General features: G+C 28.6%; 20 protein-coding genes. 7 read left to right on the forward strand and 13 right to left on the reverse strand.

Translation table 11 applies throughout. The annotated features are described in order from the left end of the window. Positions 1-11: 11 nt before the first annotated feature. The 13 genes from ATR_RS00115 to hisF form a co-directional block, all read right to left on the reverse strand. Complete coding sequence (locus tag ATR_RS00115; RefSeq protein WP_115427477.1) at positions 12-575, reverse strand: YceI family protein; 564 nt, start codon at positions 573-575, stop codon at positions 12-14. Between the two features lie 65 nt (positions 576-640). Next, the gene (locus ATR_RS00120; protein WP_115427478.1) at positions 641-3721 is read right to left on the reverse strand and encodes an efflux RND transporter permease subunit; all 3081 of its coding nucleotides are present in this window, start codon (positions 3719-3721) and stop codon (positions 641-643) included. Between the two features lie 3 nt (positions 3722-3724). After that, entirely contained in the window at positions 3725-4702 is a 978-nt protein-coding gene (locus ATR_RS00125; protein ID WP_115427479.1) for an efflux RND transporter periplasmic adaptor subunit, read from the reverse strand. Further along, complete coding sequence (locus ATR_RS00130) at positions 4699-5889, reverse strand: TolC family protein (protein ID WP_115427480.1); 1191 nt, start codon at positions 5887-5889, stop codon at positions 4699-4701. Before ATR_RS00130 ends, ATR_RS00125 begins: the two co-directional genes overlap by 4 nt. A gap of 1 nt (position 5890) precedes the next feature. Further along, entirely contained in the window at positions 5891-6274 is a 384-nt protein-coding gene (locus ATR_RS00135; RefSeq protein WP_115427481.1) for a FixH family protein, read from the reverse strand. Between the two features lie 64 nt (positions 6275-6338). Continuing rightward, positions 6339-7340 (reverse strand): sensor histidine kinase, encoded by a 1002-nt coding sequence (locus tag ATR_RS00140; protein ID WP_115427482.1) that lies wholly within the window; start codon positions 7338-7340, stop codon positions 6339-6341. Between the two features lie 127 nt (positions 7341-7467). Then, positions 7468-8127: a response regulator transcription factor gene (locus ATR_RS00145; protein ID WP_115427483.1), complete on the reverse strand. Its 660-nt coding sequence runs from the start codon at positions 8125-8127 to the stop codon at positions 7468-7470. A 36-nt stretch (positions 8128-8163) separates the two neighbouring features. Next, positions 8164-8445, reverse strand: coding sequence for an RNA recognition motif domain-containing protein (locus ATR_RS00150; RefSeq protein ID WP_115427484.1), 282 nt, complete (start codon positions 8443-8445; stop codon positions 8164-8166). Positions 8446-8497: 52 nt separating this feature from the next. Further along, on the reverse strand, positions 8498-9907 hold the full coding sequence (gltX, locus tag ATR_RS00155) for a glutamate--tRNA ligase (protein ID WP_115427485.1): 1410 nt from the start codon (positions 9905-9907) through the stop codon (positions 8498-8500). Between the two features lie 113 nt (positions 9908-10020). Continuing rightward, positions 10021-11100: a 23S rRNA (adenine(2503)-C(2))-methyltransferase RlmN gene (rlmN, locus tag ATR_RS00160; protein ID WP_115427486.1), complete on the reverse strand. Its 1080-nt coding sequence runs from the start codon at positions 11098-11100 to the stop codon at positions 10021-10023. Continuing rightward, positions 11100-11651 carry a phosphorylase family protein gene (locus ATR_RS00165; protein ID WP_115427487.1) on the reverse strand — a complete coding sequence of 184 codons (552 nt, stop codon included), beginning with the start codon at positions 11649-11651 and terminating at the stop codon, positions 11100-11102. Before ATR_RS00165 ends, rlmN begins: the two co-directional genes overlap by 1 nt. Beyond that, the gene (locus ATR_RS00170; protein ID WP_115427488.1) at positions 11648-12337 is read right to left on the reverse strand and encodes an SIMPL domain-containing protein; all 690 of its coding nucleotides are present in this window, start codon (positions 12335-12337) and stop codon (positions 11648-11650) included. Before ATR_RS00170 ends, ATR_RS00165 begins: the two co-directional genes overlap by 4 nt. 1 nt (position 12338) lies before the next feature. After that, positions 12339-13100: an imidazole glycerol phosphate synthase subunit HisF gene (gene hisF / locus ATR_RS00175; protein ID WP_115427489.1), complete on the reverse strand. Its 762-nt coding sequence runs from the start codon at positions 13098-13100 to the stop codon at positions 12339-12341. A 176-nt stretch (positions 13101-13276) separates the two neighbouring features. On the opposite strand from hisF, the gene rsmA reads away from it, so the two are divergent. From rsmA to ATR_RS00210, 7 genes are read left to right on the forward strand one after another with little or no spacing between them, the layout of a single operon-like run. Further along, positions 13277-14077, forward strand: coding sequence for a 16S rRNA (adenine(1518)-N(6)/adenine(1519)-N(6))-dimethyltransferase RsmA (gene rsmA / locus ATR_RS00180; RefSeq protein ID WP_115427490.1), 801 nt, complete (start codon positions 13277-13279; stop codon positions 14075-14077). Beyond that, positions 14058-16073, forward strand: a complete 2016-nt coding sequence (locus ATR_RS00185; RefSeq protein ID WP_115427491.1) for a ribonuclease J — start codon at positions 14058-14060, stop codon at positions 16071-16073. Before rsmA ends, ATR_RS00185 begins: the two co-directional genes overlap by 20 nt. 9 nt (positions 16074-16082) lie before the next feature. After that, a complete protein-coding gene (locus ATR_RS00190; protein WP_115427492.1) occupies positions 16083-17045 on the forward strand; it encodes a KpsF/GutQ family sugar-phosphate isomerase in 963 nt (320 codons plus the stop codon). Further along, complete coding sequence (locus ATR_RS00195; protein WP_115427493.1) at positions 17042-17872, forward strand: pseudouridine synthase; 831 nt, start codon at positions 17042-17044, stop codon at positions 17870-17872. The genes ATR_RS00190 and ATR_RS00195 overlap by 4 nt, the downstream gene beginning before the upstream one ends. Next, positions 17865-19049, forward strand: a complete 1185-nt coding sequence (locus ATR_RS00200) for a replication-associated recombination protein A (protein ID WP_115429368.1) — start codon at positions 17865-17867, stop codon at positions 19047-19049. The genes ATR_RS00195 and ATR_RS00200 overlap by 8 nt, the downstream gene beginning before the upstream one ends. Before the next feature lie 55 nt (positions 19050-19104). Then, on the forward strand, positions 19105-19614 hold the full coding sequence (gene hemJ, locus ATR_RS00205; RefSeq protein ID WP_115427494.1) for a protoporphyrinogen oxidase HemJ: 510 nt from the start codon (positions 19105-19107) through the stop codon (positions 19612-19614). Then, positions 19615-21015: a PhoH family protein gene (locus ATR_RS00210; protein ID WP_115427495.1), complete on the forward strand. Its 1401-nt coding sequence runs from the start codon at positions 19615-19617 to the stop codon at positions 21013-21015. The last annotated feature ends 34 nt before the right edge of the window (positions 21016-21049 follow it).

Genomic DNA, 21049 nt, shown 5'->3' on the forward strand with positions numbered 1-21049 from the left:
TTATAAAGAGATTATTTTTTCTTAGCTTCAATATCTACTTTAATTTTTACTTCATTTGCAACAGCAACTCCACCTAGCTCTATAGCTTTATTCCATTTTAAATCAAAGTCTTGTCGATTTATTTTTCCCTCTAGTGAGAAACCTACCTTATCACCCAAAACTGAAATATCTTCAACTTTTAAAGTTACAGGTTTTGAAATTCCTCTTATTGTAAGAGTTCCTTCCATTTTTCCATCATCACCATCTGCTTTATATGATGTCATAGTAAAAGACATTTTAGGAAATTTTTCACTAGCAAAAAAGTCATCACTTCTTAAGTGGTTATCTCTATCACTTATTCCTGTATCAATAGATTTTGTCTCAACATTCGCAACAAGCTTTTTAAATGTTTTATTTGCATTATCAAACTCTAAATCTGCATCATAAGATGTAAATTTTCCATGAACATTTGTAATCATCATATGCTTTACACTAAACCCAACATTTGAGTGAGCGTTATCAACCGTATATGGAGCAGCCATTAGTAAACCTCCCGATAAAATCATTGCACTAGCAATTTTAGATAATAAGTTCATTCCAACCCCTTTATTTTAAATTTACTCCTAATCATATAACTTTAAAGTTAATAAAAAATAAAATTTCATAGATGAGCTTTTTTTTCTATAAATATATAAAATATTGTAGGAATAATAAAAAGAGTTAGAAATGCTGAACTAAGCATTCCACCAATCATAGGAGCAGCTACTCTTTGCATTATTTCACTTCCTACTGAGCTTATATACATAATTGGAATAAGTCCACCTAAAATAGCAAAAAGGGTCATTAGTTTTGGTCTTAGCCTTAAAACAGCACCTTGATAAATAGCCTCTTTTATACTCTGTTTTGTTTTGTTTGTAAGTTTCTTATATGCTTCATCTAAATATATCATCATAACTATAGATGTCTCAGCAGCAACTCCTAAAAGTGCCATAAATCCTACAATTACGGCAATAGATAGATTAAACCCTAAAAAATCTATATAAAAGAGTCCACCACTTAAAGCAAAAGGGAGAGTAAAAAATATAATCAAAGTGTATTTTAGATTTTTTAGTGCCATATATATTAAAATAAAAATAAATACCAAGACCAAAGGTATTATTAATAATAGTTTATCCATAGCGTGTTTTAAAAATTCACTTTGCCCTGACCACTCAAAATAGTAACCACTTGGAAGTTTAAAATCTTTTAAAAGCATATTTGCTTTTATCTTATACTCATCTATTGAGTAGCTTGTTTTTGGGCTTATATAGATATATGCAACTTTTAAAGCCTTTTCAGATTGAATAATACTAGGGCTCTCTTCATAATTTAAAACAGCAAAAGTTTTAAGAGGTTTGAAACCTAAATTTGTCTTTATTTGAAGGTTTTCTAAAGCCTCTAAGCTCTCTCTTTGCTCTGCTTGATATCTAATACTTATTGGATATCTTTCTAAGTTATCCAAAAATAGTGTAAGTTGTTCTGCTCCAACTCCAATACTTAAATTCTCCAAAATATCGTCTTTATTTATACCATATCTACTTAAGCTCTCTTCATCTATTTTTATATTTAAATAGTAACCTTGATTTATCTTATCAGCACTAACACTCATAGTTCCTTCATGAGTTTTTAAAATGTTCTCTATTTTGCTACTCTCTTCTTGAAGTATTTGTAAATCTTTTCCATATAGTTTTATTCCTAAAGGTGTTCTAATACCTGTAAGTAACATATCAATTCTTCCTTTAATAGGGTATGTCCATGTATTAATCAAACCTTTTATTTGAAGCTTTTTATCCATCTCATCTATTAGTTTTTTATATGTCATTCCATCTCGCCATTGTGATTGAGGTTTAAAAGTTATGATTGTTTCAAGCATTGCTAGTGGAGCAGGGTCTGTTGCAGTAGCAGCTCGTCCAGCTTTTGCAAAGCTATTTTCTACTTCAGGGAATGATTTTATTACCATATTTGTCTTTTGTGCCAATTCACGTGCTAAATTAGTACCTATACCATAAGGAGTTACAGGCATATACATAAATGTTGCTTCATTTAGTGTTGGCATAAATTCCCACTTTTGTTTTGAGTATGTATAAATTCCCAAAAACAAAATAAAAAAGAAAATAGTAAGTATTAAATATTTTAGTTTTAAACTAAGTTTTAAAAGTGGAGAGTATATCTTTATAAAAAAGTTATTTAAGATATTTTTATCTTCACTTACTATTTTTCCTTTTATAAAATAGAGCATTAAAATAGGAACTAATGTAATAGAGATTATAGCCCCACCTAGCATTGCAAAAGTTTTTGTAAAAGCTAGTGGAGAGAATAGTTTTCCCTCTTGTCCACTAAGGGCAAAAATTGGTAAAAAAGATACAACTATTAATAAAAGAGCAAAGAATATAGGACGACCAACCTGTTTTGCTGATTCAATAATTACTCTAAATCTCTCTTCTTCACTAATATTCTCTTTTCCTTGAAGATGTTTATGAGCATTTTCTACCATTACAATTGTTGCATCAACCATAGCCCCAATTGCTATTGCAATTCCACCTAAACTCATAATATTTGAACCAATACCAAATAGTTTCATAAGTAAAAAGCTAATTAGCACCGTTAGAGGAAGAGTAATGATTATAATTAAAGCACTTCTAAAATGGAGTAAAAATAATCCAACAATTATCATAACAATTATTGATTCTTCAACTAAGGTTCTTTTTAAAGTATCAATAGCAGCATCTATTAGTGAGGTTCTATCATATACCTCAACCACCTCAACATCTTCAATATGTAGAGTTTTTAGCTTCTCTTTTACCTTTTGTATTGTGCTATAAACATTAGTTTTGTATCTAGTAACTACAATACCTCCAACAACTTCTCCTTCTCCATTTAATTCAGCTACTCCTCTTCTATCAAGACTTGTAAGGTTTATAGATGCCACATCTTTTATTTTTAATGGAGTATTATTTAAAGTTTTAATTGTAATCTCTTCGATATCTTTTTTAGATTTTAAATATGCTCTTGCACTAATAATGTTTTCGTAGCCATTTTCAAGTATTACTCTAGCTCCACTATCATTGTTATTCATAGTTATTGCATCTTTTAGCTCTTTTATACTTATATCATACTGCACTAACTTATCTTGGTTTAAAGTTATCTCATAACTTCGTACAAAACCTCCAATAGTTGCAACTTCACTAACTCCATCAACTCCCAAAAGTGCAAACTTATAAAAATAGTCTTGTAGGGTTCTTAGCTCATCAAGGCTTTTACTATTTGATTTTAAAGCATATTGATAAGCCCAACCAACTCCAGAAGCATCTGGACCTAGTTTTACCTTTGCTAATGAGGGAAATGTTCCTTGAAGAGTTGAAAGTTGTTCTAAAATCCTACTTCTAGCATCATATAAATCAACTCCATCTTTAAAAATAATATATATCATAGAGTTTGAAAAGCTACTCATAGCTCTAATTGTTTCAATATTAGGTAGGCTCATAAGATTTGAAATAAGTGGGTAAGATATTTGTTCTTCAATAGTTTTTGCACTCTGGTTTGCCCACTCAACTTCAATAATTACTTGATTTGCAGAGAGATCAGGAATAGCATCTAAATTTGTATTTTTTATAGCAATAATAGAAGCAAAACTAAGTAGAAAAAAGATAAAAAGAACTACAAATCTGTTTTTTACACTTAAATCAATTATCTTTTCAACCATTTTCTACCACTCCTCATCACTATTTGCATCATACAATCTATTTGTCATAGCATCTGCATCATATAAAAACAGGGAGTTATTTATCACCTCTTCATCTAAATTAAGCCCACTAATTACCTCATAAAGATTACTATCTAGTCTTTTAGCTTCTATTTTCTTAGGAGTAAAAGAGCCATCTTCTTTTGGGATAAATACAAAATAGCCACTATCTTTTTTTATAATAGCTGTTTTTGGAAGAGTTATAATCTCATCTTTGCTAATCTCTATTCTTACTTTTCCAAACATAGCTGGATAAATTTTAGAATCTTTATTTTCCAAAACAAATCTTACATCAATAGTTTTATTCTCATTAAAAATAGGGTATATGAAATCAACTTTTGCTATAAAGGTTTTATCAAAGCCATCTATATTTATCTTTGCATTAAGATTCTCTTTTATAAATTTTAAATCTTCTTGATAAATAGTAGCAATAAACCAAATATTATCCAAAGATGAGATTGTAAATATGGTTTTTCCACTCTCAACAAAGCTTTTATTATTTATATTTTTTTGTGTGATTATTCCAGAAATAGGGGAGCTAATAACTAGATTATTATTTGAAAATTTCGCATTTTGTATATCATAGCTTAATAGCTTTTGATAACTTTTTTTATATAGAGTTTCATCTATATCTTTAACTATCTTTAACTCATTTTGTAAATTTGCTATCTCTTTTGAATAGATACTATAAAGCTCTTCACCTTTTTTTATACTCATATAATTTTTATTTGCATTTAAATTAGTAATATATCCATCAAATCTACTTACAATATCAATAGTTTTTTCTTCATTTAATTTTGTAATTCCATAATACTCTTTTGTATCTATATAACTTGTTTTCTTTGCTTTAATTTTTTCTATATTAAATAGTTGTTTTGCATCAATTTGTTCTGCACTAAGATTTAATATAGTAAAAATTAAAAAAAGTAGTAGTTTTTTCATTTCACACCTCTGTTTGAATAGTAGATTAGTTCGCTGTAGTTTGCAAAGTATTTCTCTAAAACTTCGCTAGCTTTTAGTTCATAATCAATTAGCTCATTTACGCTTTTTAAAATATCCTCAACTCTTGATTTATCAAATGATAAAGAGTTCTCTAAACTCTTTTGTAACTCTCTTTTTATTGGTATTATTTCATTTTGTAAAATATTATAGTTTGCTTTATATTGTTCAATATTATTTAAGTATATTTCAGATTGAACTCTTAGATTTTTTAATTGACTCTGCTCTTTATTGTTTGTCTCATTTGTATTTAAATTCGCTTTTAATTTATTAATATTTTCTGTTTTGTATATTGGAAGTGGAATAGAAACTGTAACATTTGCATAATCTTGCTCTTTGTTTTGCATATACTCTAAAGCCAAGGTTACTTCACTAAATTTCTTTGCCTCTTCAAGCTTTGAAATATCTTTATATTTTTGACTTATTGTTTGAAGAGATTTTATCTTTGGATGAGAGTTTAAACTCTCTATTACTCTTTTTTTATCAATATCTTTTATAATAAGATTATCATTAATTTTTTCAATTTTCTCATAGCTTAAAAGCTCTAAATTTAGGTATAAATTATCTTTTGTAGTTTGTAGTTCATTTAACCTCATATTTAACTCAGACTTTGATATTTTTGTATTTAATATCTCATTTAAAGTTGTATTTTCATACATATATGAGTTTGTATATAGCTCTTCAACCCTATTTAGATTTTTTTGGTACTCTTTTAGAAGTTTTAGTCTATTTTCTAAAATTAAGATTGAGTATGAATAAGAGTAGATTTTTGACTCAAATTCAAGCTTTTTATCTTCTAAATCAAACTCTATTAAAGTTTTCTCTTTTTTAGCAATACCCTCTTCAAGGTTTAATCTATCACCTATAGGAATTGCTTGTGAAAACTCCACTCCATACTCTTTTTGATCATTTAGGTAATTTTTGTTTAGTGCAATATTATTTGTCTTAAAACTCAACATCGGGTTTTGCCAATTTTTTGCCTGTTTTATTTGGAAATTTGCAATTTCAATAGATTTTTCAAGACTTTTTATATCAAAATTATTTTCCAAGCTCTTATTTACAATCTCATTTATAGAGTTTGAAAATAGTGAGTTTATAGTAATAATTAAAACAAAAACTACCTTTTGCATATTAGAAACTTACACTACTTTTTATAGAGTGAATCTTTTCATCTGCTGTTTTAAATCTAAGATTATATTGCCATGTTCCATCCATACAAAAGTTAATCACAAAACTATAAACATCACCTTTATAAGTTCCAACACCTTCATGTTCCATATATGGCATACCTGGCATCTCTGGCATAAAAAACTTTGCCTTTACTTGAGCATCTTTTACCAAAACTCCATCTTTTGTGATTTTTGCATAAAACTCATTGCTTCCTGCACTTAAATCTCTTTTACTACTTAGCTCAATACTATAACCATCAACTTCAAACTTCTCTTTTAAAGAGTCTGCGTTTAAAAAACTACTTGCCAAGAATAGGGCAAAAAAGATTTTAAATAGATTTTTCATAAATACCATCCTTTTTTTTGATATTTGAAAATCTATCTAAGTTTGTGTGTAGTTTGTGTGTAGTTTAGAAAAATATTTTAAATGTAGTCTCTTTATTTTCTATAGAGCGTATCTCTAGTTTTAAATTATACTTTTTACAGATTTTGTCAACAATATTTAATCCTAAACCAAAACCACCACTTTGGTTTGTTGCTCTAAAGAATCTTTTAAAAATATCATCTAGTTTAGATTCTTCTATTCCTATTCCGTTATCTTTGATGCTTAATGATTTGTTTTTTAACTCTACTTCTATAAAGCCACCAATATTGTTGTATTTGACTGCATTTGAAAAAAGGTTATTAAACAGTCTTATAAAATCATCATTATTTATATAAAAACTAAACTCTTCAAGCTTTATTATAATATTTAGTTTTTTTCTTGAGAATATTGGTTCAAAGCTATCTATTTGCTCTTTTATAATCTTTGAAAGTTCTAAGTTTTCTAGCTTTTTTTCTATTTTATCTTCTAAAAAAAGAAAGGTTAAATCTTTATAGATCTCACTTACTCTATTTGCACTAAACTTTATTCTTTCTAGCTGTTTCTCATTTATATTTTCACTGCTACTTGACATTACTATGGCACTTATTGGAGTGTTTAACTCATGAGTTGTATCTTTTATAAAGTTATTTAATCTAACTCTTTCATCATTTATGGGTTTTAAAAATAGTTTTGCTAAATATACTCCAACTATAGAAATAATTGAATAAACAAATAAAAATATAAATATGATTTGATACTTTAAGCTATTTAATTTTGAACTAAAAGAAAAATCTTCTAAAGCTATATACCAGATGCCTAAATGTCCAACTGTAGAGTTATCAATTAGTTTTAAACTATCTTTTTTATGTATAAAACCTAGAGTATTCTCTAGCTTTTCATCTATTGAACCAAAAAGAAGTTCTCTGTTTTTATCATAAAAAGAGATTTTATAGCTATCATTTAAAATATATTTATCTTTATCAAATTTAAATTGATTCATATGCGAAACAATTATTTCATTAGAAACTTTTGAAAGAGTATTTTGCATATTTGATTTTATTAGATCAAAATAGAGGTTTTTCTCATTTTGATAGTAGAAGAATAGAGATAATAAAAGTAGCACAAAAGATGAGCCAAGATAAAGAGCTAAAAAGTTCCTAAAACTTCTTTTCTCACTAGATGTTAAGTCTATAACCAGCTCCTCTTATATTTAAAATCATCTCATCTCCCAAAAGTTTTCTAAGATTTTTTATATATGTTCTTATTGTACTATCATTTATACTATCTTCATAGCTATAAACATTGTTTATTATCTCATCTATACTAATAGTTTTTGCTCTGTTATTGTATAGATATAAAAGTATTTCAAACTCTTTCTTTGTTAAGTTCTGCCAAATATCATCCTTAATTATCTGTTGCTTCTCTATATCTAAAACTATCTTTTTATTAAGTTGGATTTCTTTATTTATATCTATATTAAAAAGCCTTTTTATATTGTTGATTCGTAAATCTAGCTCTTTTAACTCAAAAGGTTTTTTAATATAATCATCACATCCACTATCAAAACCTTTTTGCATATCTTCTACCATATTTAAAGATGTTATAAATATTGCTGGAGTTTTTATACTATTTTTTCTAAGCTCTTTTAGGAGTTCAAAACCATTCTTATTTGGTACATTTACATCTAGTAAAAGTAAATCAAAAGTTTGTGAATATAAGTGTTTTATAGCTTCATCATAAGAAAAGCTTGTAATAATTTTGTGATTTTGGTTTGAAAGATGTTCTTCTAGAATCTCATTTAATATTAAATCATCTTCAAGAAGTAGGATTTTCATTTTTAAGAAATGGGACAGAAGTCCCAAAAAACAGAATTAGAAACTTCTTCTAGGTCTGCTATCTCTTGGCTTGTCCTCTTTTGGCTTAGCTTCGTTTACTCTTAAAGTTCTACCATCAGTTTCTTTACCGTTTAGAGCTTCAATAGCAGCATTTCCAGCAGCAGCATCTTCCATTTCAACAAATGCAAAACCTTTTGATCTATTTGTCTCTCTATCCATGATAATTTTTGCACTTTTAACTGCACCAAATTTAGCAAAAACTGCTTCTAAATCTTTATCGCTCATTTTATACGATAAATTCCCAACGTAAATGTTCATATTTTTAATCCTTTGAAAAAGTTAGACATTATGCCTTAATATTTTTTCTAAATCAAGAGTTTTTAAAATTTTTTTCTAAAGTTTTTAAAACTCTTTTATTAACTTCATCAAAACCTAAGATAAAAAGTATGTCATAAACCGATGGAGCTTGTGTTGAACCTGTTAATGCTAATCTTATTGGTTGGAAAATTTGAGGAAACTTTAAACCTTTGTCACTAATAAACGGTTTAGTTAAACTCTCTAATGCTTCAATACTAGAGAAACTATCTTGATTTCTTTCTAAAAGAGCTAAATAATCTTTTAAAATCTCTATAGTATCCTCTTTTACAAATTTATTAACTCCAGCCTCTTCATAGCTATTTGGCTCATTTAAAATAAGTAAAATTGAGCTTTTTAGTTCTATTAGAGTATTTGCTCTTTGTTTTGAAAGATTTAAAATATCCTCTTTTTTAGAGCAATTACTCAAATCTAAATCAAAAAACTTCAACTCTTTTTCTAATCTATCATTTGAAGCATTTTTTATATACTCACTATTTAACCATAGTAATTTCTCGGCATTATAAGCTGATGCTGATCTATTTATATTTTTTGGGTCAAAGAATTCTAGCATCTCATCCATAGAAAAAATCTCTTGATCTTTGTTTGACCAACCAAGTCTTACTAAAAAGTTTAAAAGTGCTTCTGGAAGATAACCTAATCTTTTATACTCCATTACATCCATAGCACCATCTCTTTTAGATAATTTTTTACCTTCAGGGTTATTTATCATAGGAACATGGTAGAAATTTGGATGTTTTACTCCTAGGGCATTATAAATTACTATCTGTTTTGGAGTATTAGATAAGTGGTCATCTCCTCTTATTACATCGCTCATTTGCATTAACATATCATCAATTGTTACAACAAAGTTATAAGTTGGCATACCATTACTTCTAGCAATTACAAAATCATCAACAAATGATGCATCAAATTTTATATCCCCTTTTACTCCATCCATAAATCTAATTTCACCTGTTGTTGGTGCTTTTATTCTAATAACTGGCTCAATACCTTCAGGAATTTCTGGTAAAATTTTTCCCTCTTCTGGTCTCCATGTACCATCATATCTTGGAGTTTGTTTATTTGCTTCTTGAGAAGCTCTTAATCTATCAAGTTCATCTTTACTCATATAACATCTATAAGCATTTCCACTTTGTAATAATTTATTTATGTACTCTTTATAAATCTCTGTTCTTTTTGATTGGTACTCAACCTCTTTATCATAAGACAACCCAACCCAATCAAAGGCTTCAATTATAGCTTTTAAAGCATCTTCACTATTTCTTGCTAAATCTGTATCCTCAATTCTAAGTCTAAAAACTCCACTATTCTTTCTAGCCCATAAATAACTATATAGTGCAGTTCTAAGTCCACCTATATGTAAATACCCAGTTGGACTCGGTGCAAATCTTGTAACTACCATTTTTAACTCCTTTTTATTTTTCTTCTTCTTTATTGTGTAGATAAAATCCAACACCACTTCCAATCACAACCAAAACTATAAAAATCAATAAAGCTATCTCTAAAATTCCCACCTTAATCCTTTTTAATCTCTTTTTCTCTTAGTTGCCCACATGCAGCACTAATATCTAAACCTTTTGACTCTCTTATTGTACAAATAACACTTTTACTATTTAGAAAATCTTTAAATTTTATCATATCTTGTTCAAGTGGTCTTTGATAAGTCGTACCTGGATATGGGTTAAAATAGATTAGATTTACTTTTGCTTGTATTCCATCAAGAAGTTTTACAAGTTTTTTAGCAGCATCTAAACTATCATTTTTATCTTTTATAACCAAATACTCAAACATAACTTTTTTTCTAGTATCAACTGGAAATGCTTTAACTGCTTCAATTATACTTGCAATGTTATATGCTTTATTCATAGGAATTAGTTCACTTCTTAATTCATCATCAACAGCATGAAGAGAAATAGCTAGTTGAATTTGTAAATCTTTTTCTCCAAGTTTCTTAATCTTACTTGCAATTCCAGATGTTGAGACAGTTTGTCTTCTTCTACTAATTGCTAATCCATCAAGTTCTGAAAATATTTCAACAGCTTTTACAAAATTATCAAAATTATCAAGTGGTTCACCCATTCCCATATAAACAATATTTAAAGCTTTGTTTTCAGCTATTTCATTGTCTCTTTTTATATGTATAATTTGTGCTATATACTCTCCAACTGTTAAATTCCTTACAAATCCACCTTTTGCTGTAAGACAGAAGCTACAACCAACTTTACATCCAACTTGACTTGAGATACAAACTGTATATTTTTCACTTCTTACAATTTGTCCATCTTCGTCTAATTTTTTATCTTTCATCAAGAGTAAAACAGCTTCAACTGTAAGATTATCTCTTAGTTTAAAAAGATATTTTATACTTCCATCACTACTTTGCTCTTTTTTTACAATTTGCATTACATCAAGTGGATAATTTGTTTTTAAATCTTCAATCAAATCTTTTGGAAGGTTTTTCATCTCATCATAAGATTTTGCATATTTTTTATATAACCAATTATATACCTGTTTTGCGCGAAACGAAGGCTTTAATCTCTCTTTTAACTCTTCTAATGTGTAATCATAGATTGATATTTCATCAAATTTTGCCACTATTTTGCCTCTTTTGCTTTTATTATATTTTTATCTTCTAAGTATTTAAATAACTTCTCCATAGCAGCTTTATGATTTTTTACAAAATCTTTATGAGCATTTTCATCTGTGTAATTTGTAACTACAAAAATACCAAATGCAGGTATCTCAAACTCTTTTGCTACACTTAATACTGAAAAAAACTCCATATTCTCTAAATCAATATTGTAGTTTAAAAACTCTTTTGAGATAGTTTTATCTATACTTATGTAGTTTGAACTATTTACAACTATTTCACTTTTTGTTAAATTTGTATCAATTTTTACAGCATTATCAAGTGGAGTGTAGGCAAAATTTTGTAAAAATGAAAGCTCTAGATTAGTTGAACTTTTTGACTCTATAATATCGAAAATTTTGTATTTCCCATAACTTCCAGCACTTCCAACAAAAAGTATAAACTCAGGTCTGTTAAAAAGACAAATTTTTGTAAGATTTATTGTGCTTTCAATAAGACCAACTCCAATGCTATTTGCAAATGGAAATGTTTCATTCCTTCCAGCAGATACAATCACTTACAATCCAAGATATAGTTAGTATTTATTTTTATACTTTGTTCATTATTAATTGGTGTAATCTCTTGCTCATAGCTTTTTTGAAGACTATCTGCACTAGATTGCATTCTTGCTCTAGGGTAGTATGTAGAACTCTCTTCATTTATATTTACACTTTTTACATTACATTTTTTTGATATTTGTGCTGATAACTCTTTTGCATAATTTTCTATCCAAATTAAAGCTTCAAGTCTAAGTTCATCTATCATTTTGTATTGTAATTTATTACTTAATTCCCAAGATAGGTTTGATACATTTAGTTTTAAATCGTTTGATTTTATACTATCTTTTAGTTCAATTAAATCATTCAAAAATCCATTTATTTTTTTTGTATCTTCTGATTTTATAGTAAATCTAGATTCTCCTAGATAACCCTTAAATACTGATTTATTATCTATATATTCATATTTTGGAGTCAAATTATAATAGCTGTTTTCTATTGTTATATTCTTTGTGTTCTTTACAAAGTTATTGAATTTTTCTATTTCAATATTTATACTCTTCTCATTAGGCTTCTCTACTGAAATAGAGATATTACTCATAATAGTATCTGCATTTATACTTTTTGTGAATGTTTTATTAAATCCTAGCTCATATGAAAAAGCAAAAATAGGAAAGAATAAGGCAGTTGATAATACTCTTTTCATTTTATATCCTTACATTAATACCATTTTTTTGTAAATATTTCTTAAGTTCCATAATATCTACCTCTTTAAAGTGAAATATTGAAGCAGCTAAAGCAGCACTTGCTCCACAATCAAAAGCTTCTTTAAAATGATGCATATTTCCAGCTCCACCACTTGCAATTACAGGAATATTTACTATTTTAGAGATTTGTTCAGTAATTTCTAAATCGAAACCTTGTTTTACTCCATCTGTATCCATAGAAGTTAAAAGTATCTCTCCTGCTCCTCTATTTTCTACCTCTTTTGCCCAAGTTATTGCATTTATCCCAGTATCTTCTCTACCGCCTTTTACAAAAACATTATATGAACCATTTGCTACTTTTTTAACATCTATTGCTACAACAATACATTGACTTCCAAATCTTTTTGCCCCATCATCTATCAAGTTTGGAGTTTTAACAGCACTTGAGTTTATAGAGATTTTGTCACAACCTACATTTAAAAGTGCATAAATATCATCTAAATTTCGTATTCCTCCCCCAACTGTTAAAGGAATAAATACCTCTTTTGCCACATTTTTTACAATATCAACAATAGTTCCTCTGTTTTCTACACTTGCACTAATATCTAAAAATGTAAGCTCATCAGCACCTTCATCGTTGTATCTTTTTGCTATTTCAACTGGATCACCAGCATCTTTTAAACCCACAAAGTTTACACCTTTTACAACTCTTCCATTGTTTACATCTAGACATGGGATTATTCTTTTTGTTAGATTATTCAAAGTAATTCCTTTTTTAATAGTCCCCATTTAAAAGGAACCATAATCTTTTTGACTACTAATAGGATTAAAAATCCTCTTGAAAGTAGCAAGACCTAAAGAGCTTTTAGAAAAAAGCCTTAATAATTAGTAAAAAATATTACCAAAATGTAAGTTAAAAAAAGATATACTCTCAACTTATGGAAAAAGTAAAAGCAAAAAAAGAGTTTGGGCAAAACTTTTTAAAAGATAGTTCAATTTTAGATAAAATCATCCAATCGATGCCCCAAAACAATAATCATATTGTAGAAATTGGGCCTGGATTAGGTGATTTGACTAAAAATTTAGTCAAATACAAAGATGTGACAGCTTATGAGGTTGATACCGATTTAATTGGTATTTTAAAGTCGAAATTTGCAACAGAGATTGAGAACAGAAGATTTGATTTAAAGCATATCGATGTTTTAAGGGCTTGGGATGAGCTAAAATCTCTACATAGTATGAAATATGATTTAATAGCAAATTTACCATACTATATTGCAACAAATATTATATTAAGAGCATTTGAAGATGAGCTTTGCGAACATATTATTGTAATGGTTCAAAAAGAGGTTGCTGAAAAATTTTCAGCAAAAGTAAATGATAAAGAGTACTCATCTTTGGGGATAATTACAGAAACTATCTCAAAAGAATCAAAAATACTCTTTGATGTTCCTCCAACGGCATTTGACCCAATGCCAAAGGTTACATCTTCAATTCTTTATATAAAAAAAGATTTAGATAAAAAAGTAGATAAAGATTTTAATAGATTTTTAAAAGCCTGTTTCGTACAGCCACGAAAAAAACTATCAAAAAATCTTAGCTCTATTTTAGATAAATCTGAAATCCTCTCTCTTTATAATGAGTTAGGATTGAATGACAATTTACGACCTCACGAAGTTAGTTCATCTTTGTATAGCCAAATGCATACAAAGGTAAAAAATGGAAGAGATAAAAAATGAAGAGATTGTTAAAGTAAGTGAAACTGAAACAAAATTAAACGGGGATAGAACAAACTCAGTAAACCGTGAGAAAAGAGAGTTTAGACCAAGAACTCCTAGACCACCTAGAAAAGAAAATAGCGAAGCTTCTCAAGAAAATGGCTCAAATGGCGAACAAGCTTATGAAAAAAAGCCTTATAAGAAGAAAAAACCAAATAATAAACCTAGATTTTTCAATAAAGATTTACCAACAAGTGGTGATGGTTGGATAAATGATCTTAAAAAAGCTTATATGATAAATGAGAAAATACATAAAGATAGATTAAATCCTCACTATAAACTAAATCTAAACTCAAATGCCAAAATTAGAATTACTCCTCTTGGAGGATTAAATGAAATTGGTGGGAATATGATGGTTGTTGAGACTGAAAATGAAGCAATTATTGTAGATGTTGGTATGAGTTTTCCAGATGGTGATATGCATGGAGTTGATATTTTAATTCCAGACTTTACATATCTTAGAGAGATTAAAGATAAGATAGTTGCAGTTATTATTACTCACGGACATGAAGACCATATTGGTGCAATGCCATATTTGTTTAAAGAGATGCAGTTTCCAATTTATGGTTCACCGCTGCCATTAGAGATGATTGGAAGTAAGTTTGATGAACATAAAATGAGAGAGCATAGAGCTCTGTTTAGAGCTATTTCAAAAAGAACTCCAATAAAAATAGGAAATGATTTTGAAATAGAGTGGATGCATATTACTCACTCAATTATTGATTCATCTGCAATTGCTATAAAAACAGCAGCTGGAACTATGATTCATACAGGTGACTTTAAAATAGACCATACTCCATATGATGGTTTTCCAACAGATATACATAGACTTGCTCATTATGGAGAGGAGGGTGTTTTAGTTTTAACTTCAGATTCAACTAACTCACACACACCTGGATTTACAAAAACTGAAAAAGCAGTTGGTCCTACGTTTGAAAGAATTTTTAGCACAGCAAAAGGAAGAGTTATAATGAGTACATTCTCTTCAAATATTCATAGAGTTGCACAAGCTATTGAAAAAGCTCTTAAATATGGAAGAAAAATCTGTGTAATTGGTCGATCTATGGAAAAGAATTTAGATATTGCTATGACTCTAGGGTATATAAAATTTCCAAAAGACCAATTTATAGAGGCTCATGAAGTAAATAAATACTCTGATAAAGAGATTATGATTGTAACAACTGGAAGCCAAGGTGAGTCAATGAGTGCTTTATATAGAATGGCAATTCATGAGCATAGACATATTAAAATAAAACCAGAAGATCAAATAATTCTATCGTCAAAAGCAATTCCAGGAAATGAAGGAAGTGTTTCAGAGATTATAAATCATCTTTTAAAAGCTGGTGCACAGGTTGCTTATCAAGATTATGCTGATATACATGTATCTGGACATGCTGCCCAAGAGGAGCAAAAATTAATGCTTAGACTTGTTAAACCAAAATTTTTCTTGCCAGTTCATGGAGAGTATAATCATGCTTTAAAACATGGTGAAACTGGAGTTGATTGTGGTGTTTTAGAGAGAAACGTGTATGTTATGGCAGATGGTGAACAAATAGAAGTTAATCCAAAATATCTTAAAAAAGTAAAATCTGTAAAAAGTGGTAAAGTTTATATAGATAATCAATTAAATAATAAAATCTCTGATGATGTGGTTATTGATAGACAGACAATGGCAAAAGAGGGAATTGTTATGATTGTAGCTCAAATAAATGAAAATGATAGAGCTCTCGCTATAAAACCAAAAGTTGCAACATTTGGTTTTATATCTGATAAGCAAGATAGATTTTTTACAAATGAGATAGAGGAGATTTTAAATACATTTTTAGTTAATGCAAAACCTGGGATATTTAAAAATAGTAGAATTTTAGAAGATGAACTTAGAAAAGTTGTAAGAAAACATTGTGTAAGAAAATATAAAAAATACCCAATGATTGTTCCTACTATATTTGTTCAATAAGGACTTTAAATGAACTATAAAGAGATAGTAAAAGAGGTTTTACTGATTGAAGCAAAAGAGCTTGAAATTGCTTCAAGCTCTATCTCTTTTGATATAGAGAGTATTGTAGATTTAATTGTAAATTCAAAAGGTAAATTAATTGTTACTGGTGTTGGAAAATCTGGACTTGTAGGTGCAAAAATTGCAGCTACACTTGCAAGTACAGGAACTAGCTCATTCTTTCTTCATCCAACAGAGGCTATGCATGGCGATTTAGGAATGATTGGAAAAGATGATATAGTTTTAGGAATATCATATAGTGGAGAGAGTGAAGAGCTTATCCAAATTCTTCCACATATAAAAAGGTTTAATATCCCACTAATTGCAATGGCAAGAGATGAAAACTCAACGTTGGCTAAATATTCAGACTATTTTATAAATATTAGTGTTAAAAAAGAGGCTTGTCCTCTTGATACTGCTCCAACATCTTCTACAACTTTAACAATGGCTATGGGTGATGCTCTTGCAGTTTGTTTGATGAAAAAAAGAGATTTTAAGAAAGAGGATTTTGCATCTTTTCATCCAGGTGGTAGTTTAGGTAAAAAGCTCTTTATAAAATTGGATGATCTTTTAAGAAAAGAGAATCTTCCTGTTGTTTCACGTGAAACAAAATTAAAAGATGCAATTATTGTGATGAGTGAAGGGCGATTAGGAACTGTAATTATTGAAGATGAAGAAAATAGAGTAATTGGAGTTCTAAGTGATGGAGACTTGAGAAGAGCATTAATGAAAGATGATTTCTCTCTTGATTGTGGTGTTGAAACTATTGCAACTTTAAATCCAAGAACTTTTGATGATGATAATCTTTTAGCTAGTGATGCTTTACAAATCATTGAGAACTATAAAATTCAACTTCTCATAATTACAAATAAAAACAGAGAGTTAAAAGGCTTGTTACATATTCATGATCTTATAGAAGCAGGTATAAAATGAGAAAAGATATAAATAAAGATGCAAAAAGAGCAGATAGCAATACAAGAGATAATGAGCAGTTAAGACTAAATAAATTCATTTCACACAACAGTCAATACTCAAGAAGAGAGGCAGATGCTCTTATTTCTGAAGGGAAAGTTAGAGTAAACAACAGAGTGATTACAGATTTAGCTACAAAGGTAAAATCTACAGATAAAGTAGAGATTGGTAAAAAAATTATAAAAGAGGACAAAAACCGTATTTACACAGTAATTGTTTATAATAAACCAAAAGGCGAGCTTGTAACTAAAGTAGATCCTCAAGGAAGAAAGACAATTTACGATGGTTTAGAGAGCAAATATAAACACTTTTTGAGTGTTGGAAGACTAGATTATGCTAGTGAGGGAGTTTTGCTTTTAAGTGATAGTGTAGAGGTTGTAAATGCTCTTATGCACTCAAATCTTGAAAGAGTATATAAAGTAAAAGTGAGTGGACATATTTCTCCAAAAGTTGAAATGGCAATGCAAAAAGGATTAGAGATAGAAGATGCAACAAAAGGTGCATATAAAAAGACAAAGATAAAATCTATGAGTTTTGCGCCATTTTTAGCTTATGATATTCAAACAAATGGAGAAAAAATATCTAAGATTAAAGTAGTTATTAGTGAGGGGAAAAATAGAGAACTTAGAAGATTCTTTGCTCACTTTGGCTTAGATGTTATGGATTTAAAAAGAGTTGAATATGGTGGGGTTAGTTTAAATAATCTTCCAACAGGAAAATCAAGATTTTTATCAAAAGATGAGTACAAAAATCTTAGAATTTTTCTAGATGAAAAAGACAATGGTTGATTTATCAAATAAATATCGCCCTATAAGATTAGAAGATTTTATAGGGCAAACTCATATTTTAGGGCAAGATAAAGCATTATATAAGCTAATAAAACAAAAAGAGATTCCTCATCTATTTTTCTATGGAAAACCAGGAACTGGCAAAACAACACTAGCAAAAATCATAGCAAAAGAGTTAGGAAGTGACTACTACTATTTCAATGCAACAACTATAAAAGTAGAAGATTTAAGAAAGGTATTTGATAGATATAAAGATAGTTTTATTAAGCCTTTGATTTTTATAGATGAAGTTCATAGATTATCAAAAAATCAGCAAGAAGTTTTGCTTCCTATTATGGAAAGTTATAGTGCAAAAATTATTGGAGCTAGTACAGAAAATCCATTTTTCACTCTTACAAGTGCTATTAGATCTAGATCATTTTTATATGAATTTTTACCTTTTTCATATAGTGATATGGAGAAGATTTTAAATATTGTTTTAAAAGATATTGATATAGTTTTGACTAAAGATGCTAAAGAATATTTGATATACTCAAGTAGTGGAGATGCTAGAGCTATGCTAACACTATTAAACTTTTCAATAAAGATTGATAAAGATATTAAGCTAGATACTTTAAAAGAGCTAAGAGCAAATATTATAGGAGATGGAGTTAGTTCTAGCTCTTCACACTATGATTTAGCAAGTGCTATGATAAAATCTCTAAGAGGTTCAAATGTTGACGCTTCACTTTATTATATGGCAAGATTAATAGATGGAGGAGAGAGTGTAGATTTTATTACTAGAAGACTTGTAATTTTTGCTAGTGAAGATATAGGAAACGCAAATCCAAATGCTTTAAATCTGGCAGTATCAACTATGAGTGCATGTAATAAAATTGGCTATCCAGAATCCAGAATAATTTTGGCTCAATGTGCAATATACTTAGCATCAAGTCCAAAATCAAATAGTGCTTATAAAGCAATTAATAAAGCTCTTGAGCAGATAAAAAATGGCAAGATTCTTGATATTCCAAAACATTTAGATAGTCAACACATAGGATATTTATATCCTCATGACTTTGGCGGATATGTAGAACAAGAGTATTTAAAAGAAGATTTAAATCTTTATCACTCACTTGATATTGGATTTGAAAAAACTTTAAGTGAGTGGTTAAAGAAAATAAAAGGAGAGAGTTGAAAACTTTTCTTTAAACTTTGATAAAATAGTACTCATTATAAAATAGGAGAAGAAAATGGAATACTACACATGGGTTTTAAGTTTACATGTTATTGCAGTACTATCTTGGATGGCAATGTTATTTTATTTACCACGACTTTTTGTTTATCATGTAGAAAATATAGAGAAAAAAGAGTTTGTAGAGGTTGTAAAAATACAAGAGTACAAGATATATAAATATATTGGAAATCCTGCTATGTATGTGACAATATTTAGTGGAGTTGCAATGGTAGTATTAAATCCTCTTCTCTTAAGTCAAGATTGGTTCCATGCAAAGCTTTTAATGGTACTCTTACTAAGTATCTACTCACTATCACTTGAAGTTTATAGAAAACAGTTAGAAAGTGGAACTTGTAAGAAAAGTGGTAAATTCTTTCGTATGTACAATGAGCAACCAACACTTTTAGCAATTTTGATAGTTACATATGTAATTACAAAATCTTTTTCAGTGCTATTTACGGTGATTATTGTGATGCTATTTGCATTTATCTCTTATATGATTTTAAAACCAAAAAAGGGAAATTAAATGAATTTTGAAAAATACTATCTTTTGGATACAAATATACTTTTAGAAAATGCTTCGAATATTTTTAAATTAAGTGATAGTGGAAACAACCTTTTAATACTTACTGAAACGGTTTTAGATGAAATAGATAGCAAAAAAAGTGGATTTGAAGAGATAAATTTCCAAGCTAGAGAGTTTGCGAGAATATTAGAAAACTCAAAAGTTCATGATAGTTTTTGTTTTGAAGACAAAAAGATTATTAGAGTAAATATTGAAAATAGTAAAACTATAATAGATATTATCTCAAAAGAGGAGTATAAAGCTAGTAGTAAAAATATATCACTCAATATTTTAAATGATAGAAAAATTCTTGAAATTGCAAGTGAAATTAAAGAGTTTTATACAAAAGATATAATCTTTATATCAATGGATATTATGGCAAGAACACGAGCCTTGAGTCTTGATATAAAAACTGAAGCACTTCATGGTAAAGAGCTTGATAAACTAGATTTCAAATTTATTAAGGAGATAGAGATAAATTTTGAAGATTTAGAGAGCTTAAATAATCAAGATATTATAAACTTTGATGAAGAGTACAGTTACAATAACTTCTCTTATTGCTTTAAGGTAAAAAGTTCAGATCAAGTAATATTAGCAAGTATTGTAAATGAAAAGATAGTTTTATTAGATGAAGTTGAGATTAGAAATCAGATAATAACTCCACTAAATAAAGAGCAACTATTTTTCTCAAATGCAATTATAAATCACTTTTACAATGTATTAATAGTAGAAGCAAAAGCTGGAAGTGGAAAGACTCTCTTGGCATTAAGTGGAGCTTTAAAACTAGTACGTCAAAAAGAGTTTCAAAAAATTATCTATATAAGAAACTCTATTGAGTCCTTAGACAAAGGTGAAGATGTAGGATATCTACCAGGGCTTGAAGAGAAATTTGCAATTTATAATCATCCTTTGATGGATAGTTTAGATTATATAATAAGAAGCGAACATAAAAGAAAAAGAAACAAAAGAAGTGATGTACCATATAACCCACTTGATGATAGCGAAGTAACTGCAAGAGTAGAACAGATGATTTCCAACTATGGTATTGAGACAATGTGGGTAGGAGAGATGAGAGGACGAACTTTATCAAATAGCTTTATAATCATAGATGAAGCACAAAATATGTCAAATAAAACTATGCAGATGGTTTTATCAAGAATTGATAATAGTTGTAAAGTTGTTATATTAGGTTCAAACAAACAAATAGATAATTTCTATGTAAACAGATATACAAATGCACTAACAACTCTTCTAAAATCAACTCAAGCTGAAAATCATCTTGTAAATATTTTTGCGATAAAACTTGAAAAGGTTCTAAGAGGACCAATAACTGAGTGGGCTGAGGATATTTTTAGTAAATAAATACTTTTCTATATATAATTTATAAAATGTGTTA

Origin of the sequence: Aliarcobacter trophiarum LMG 25534, assembly GCF_003355515.1 — a bacterium.
GTDB lineage: Bacteria > Campylobacterota > Campylobacteria > Campylobacterales > Arcobacteraceae > Aliarcobacter > Aliarcobacter trophiarum.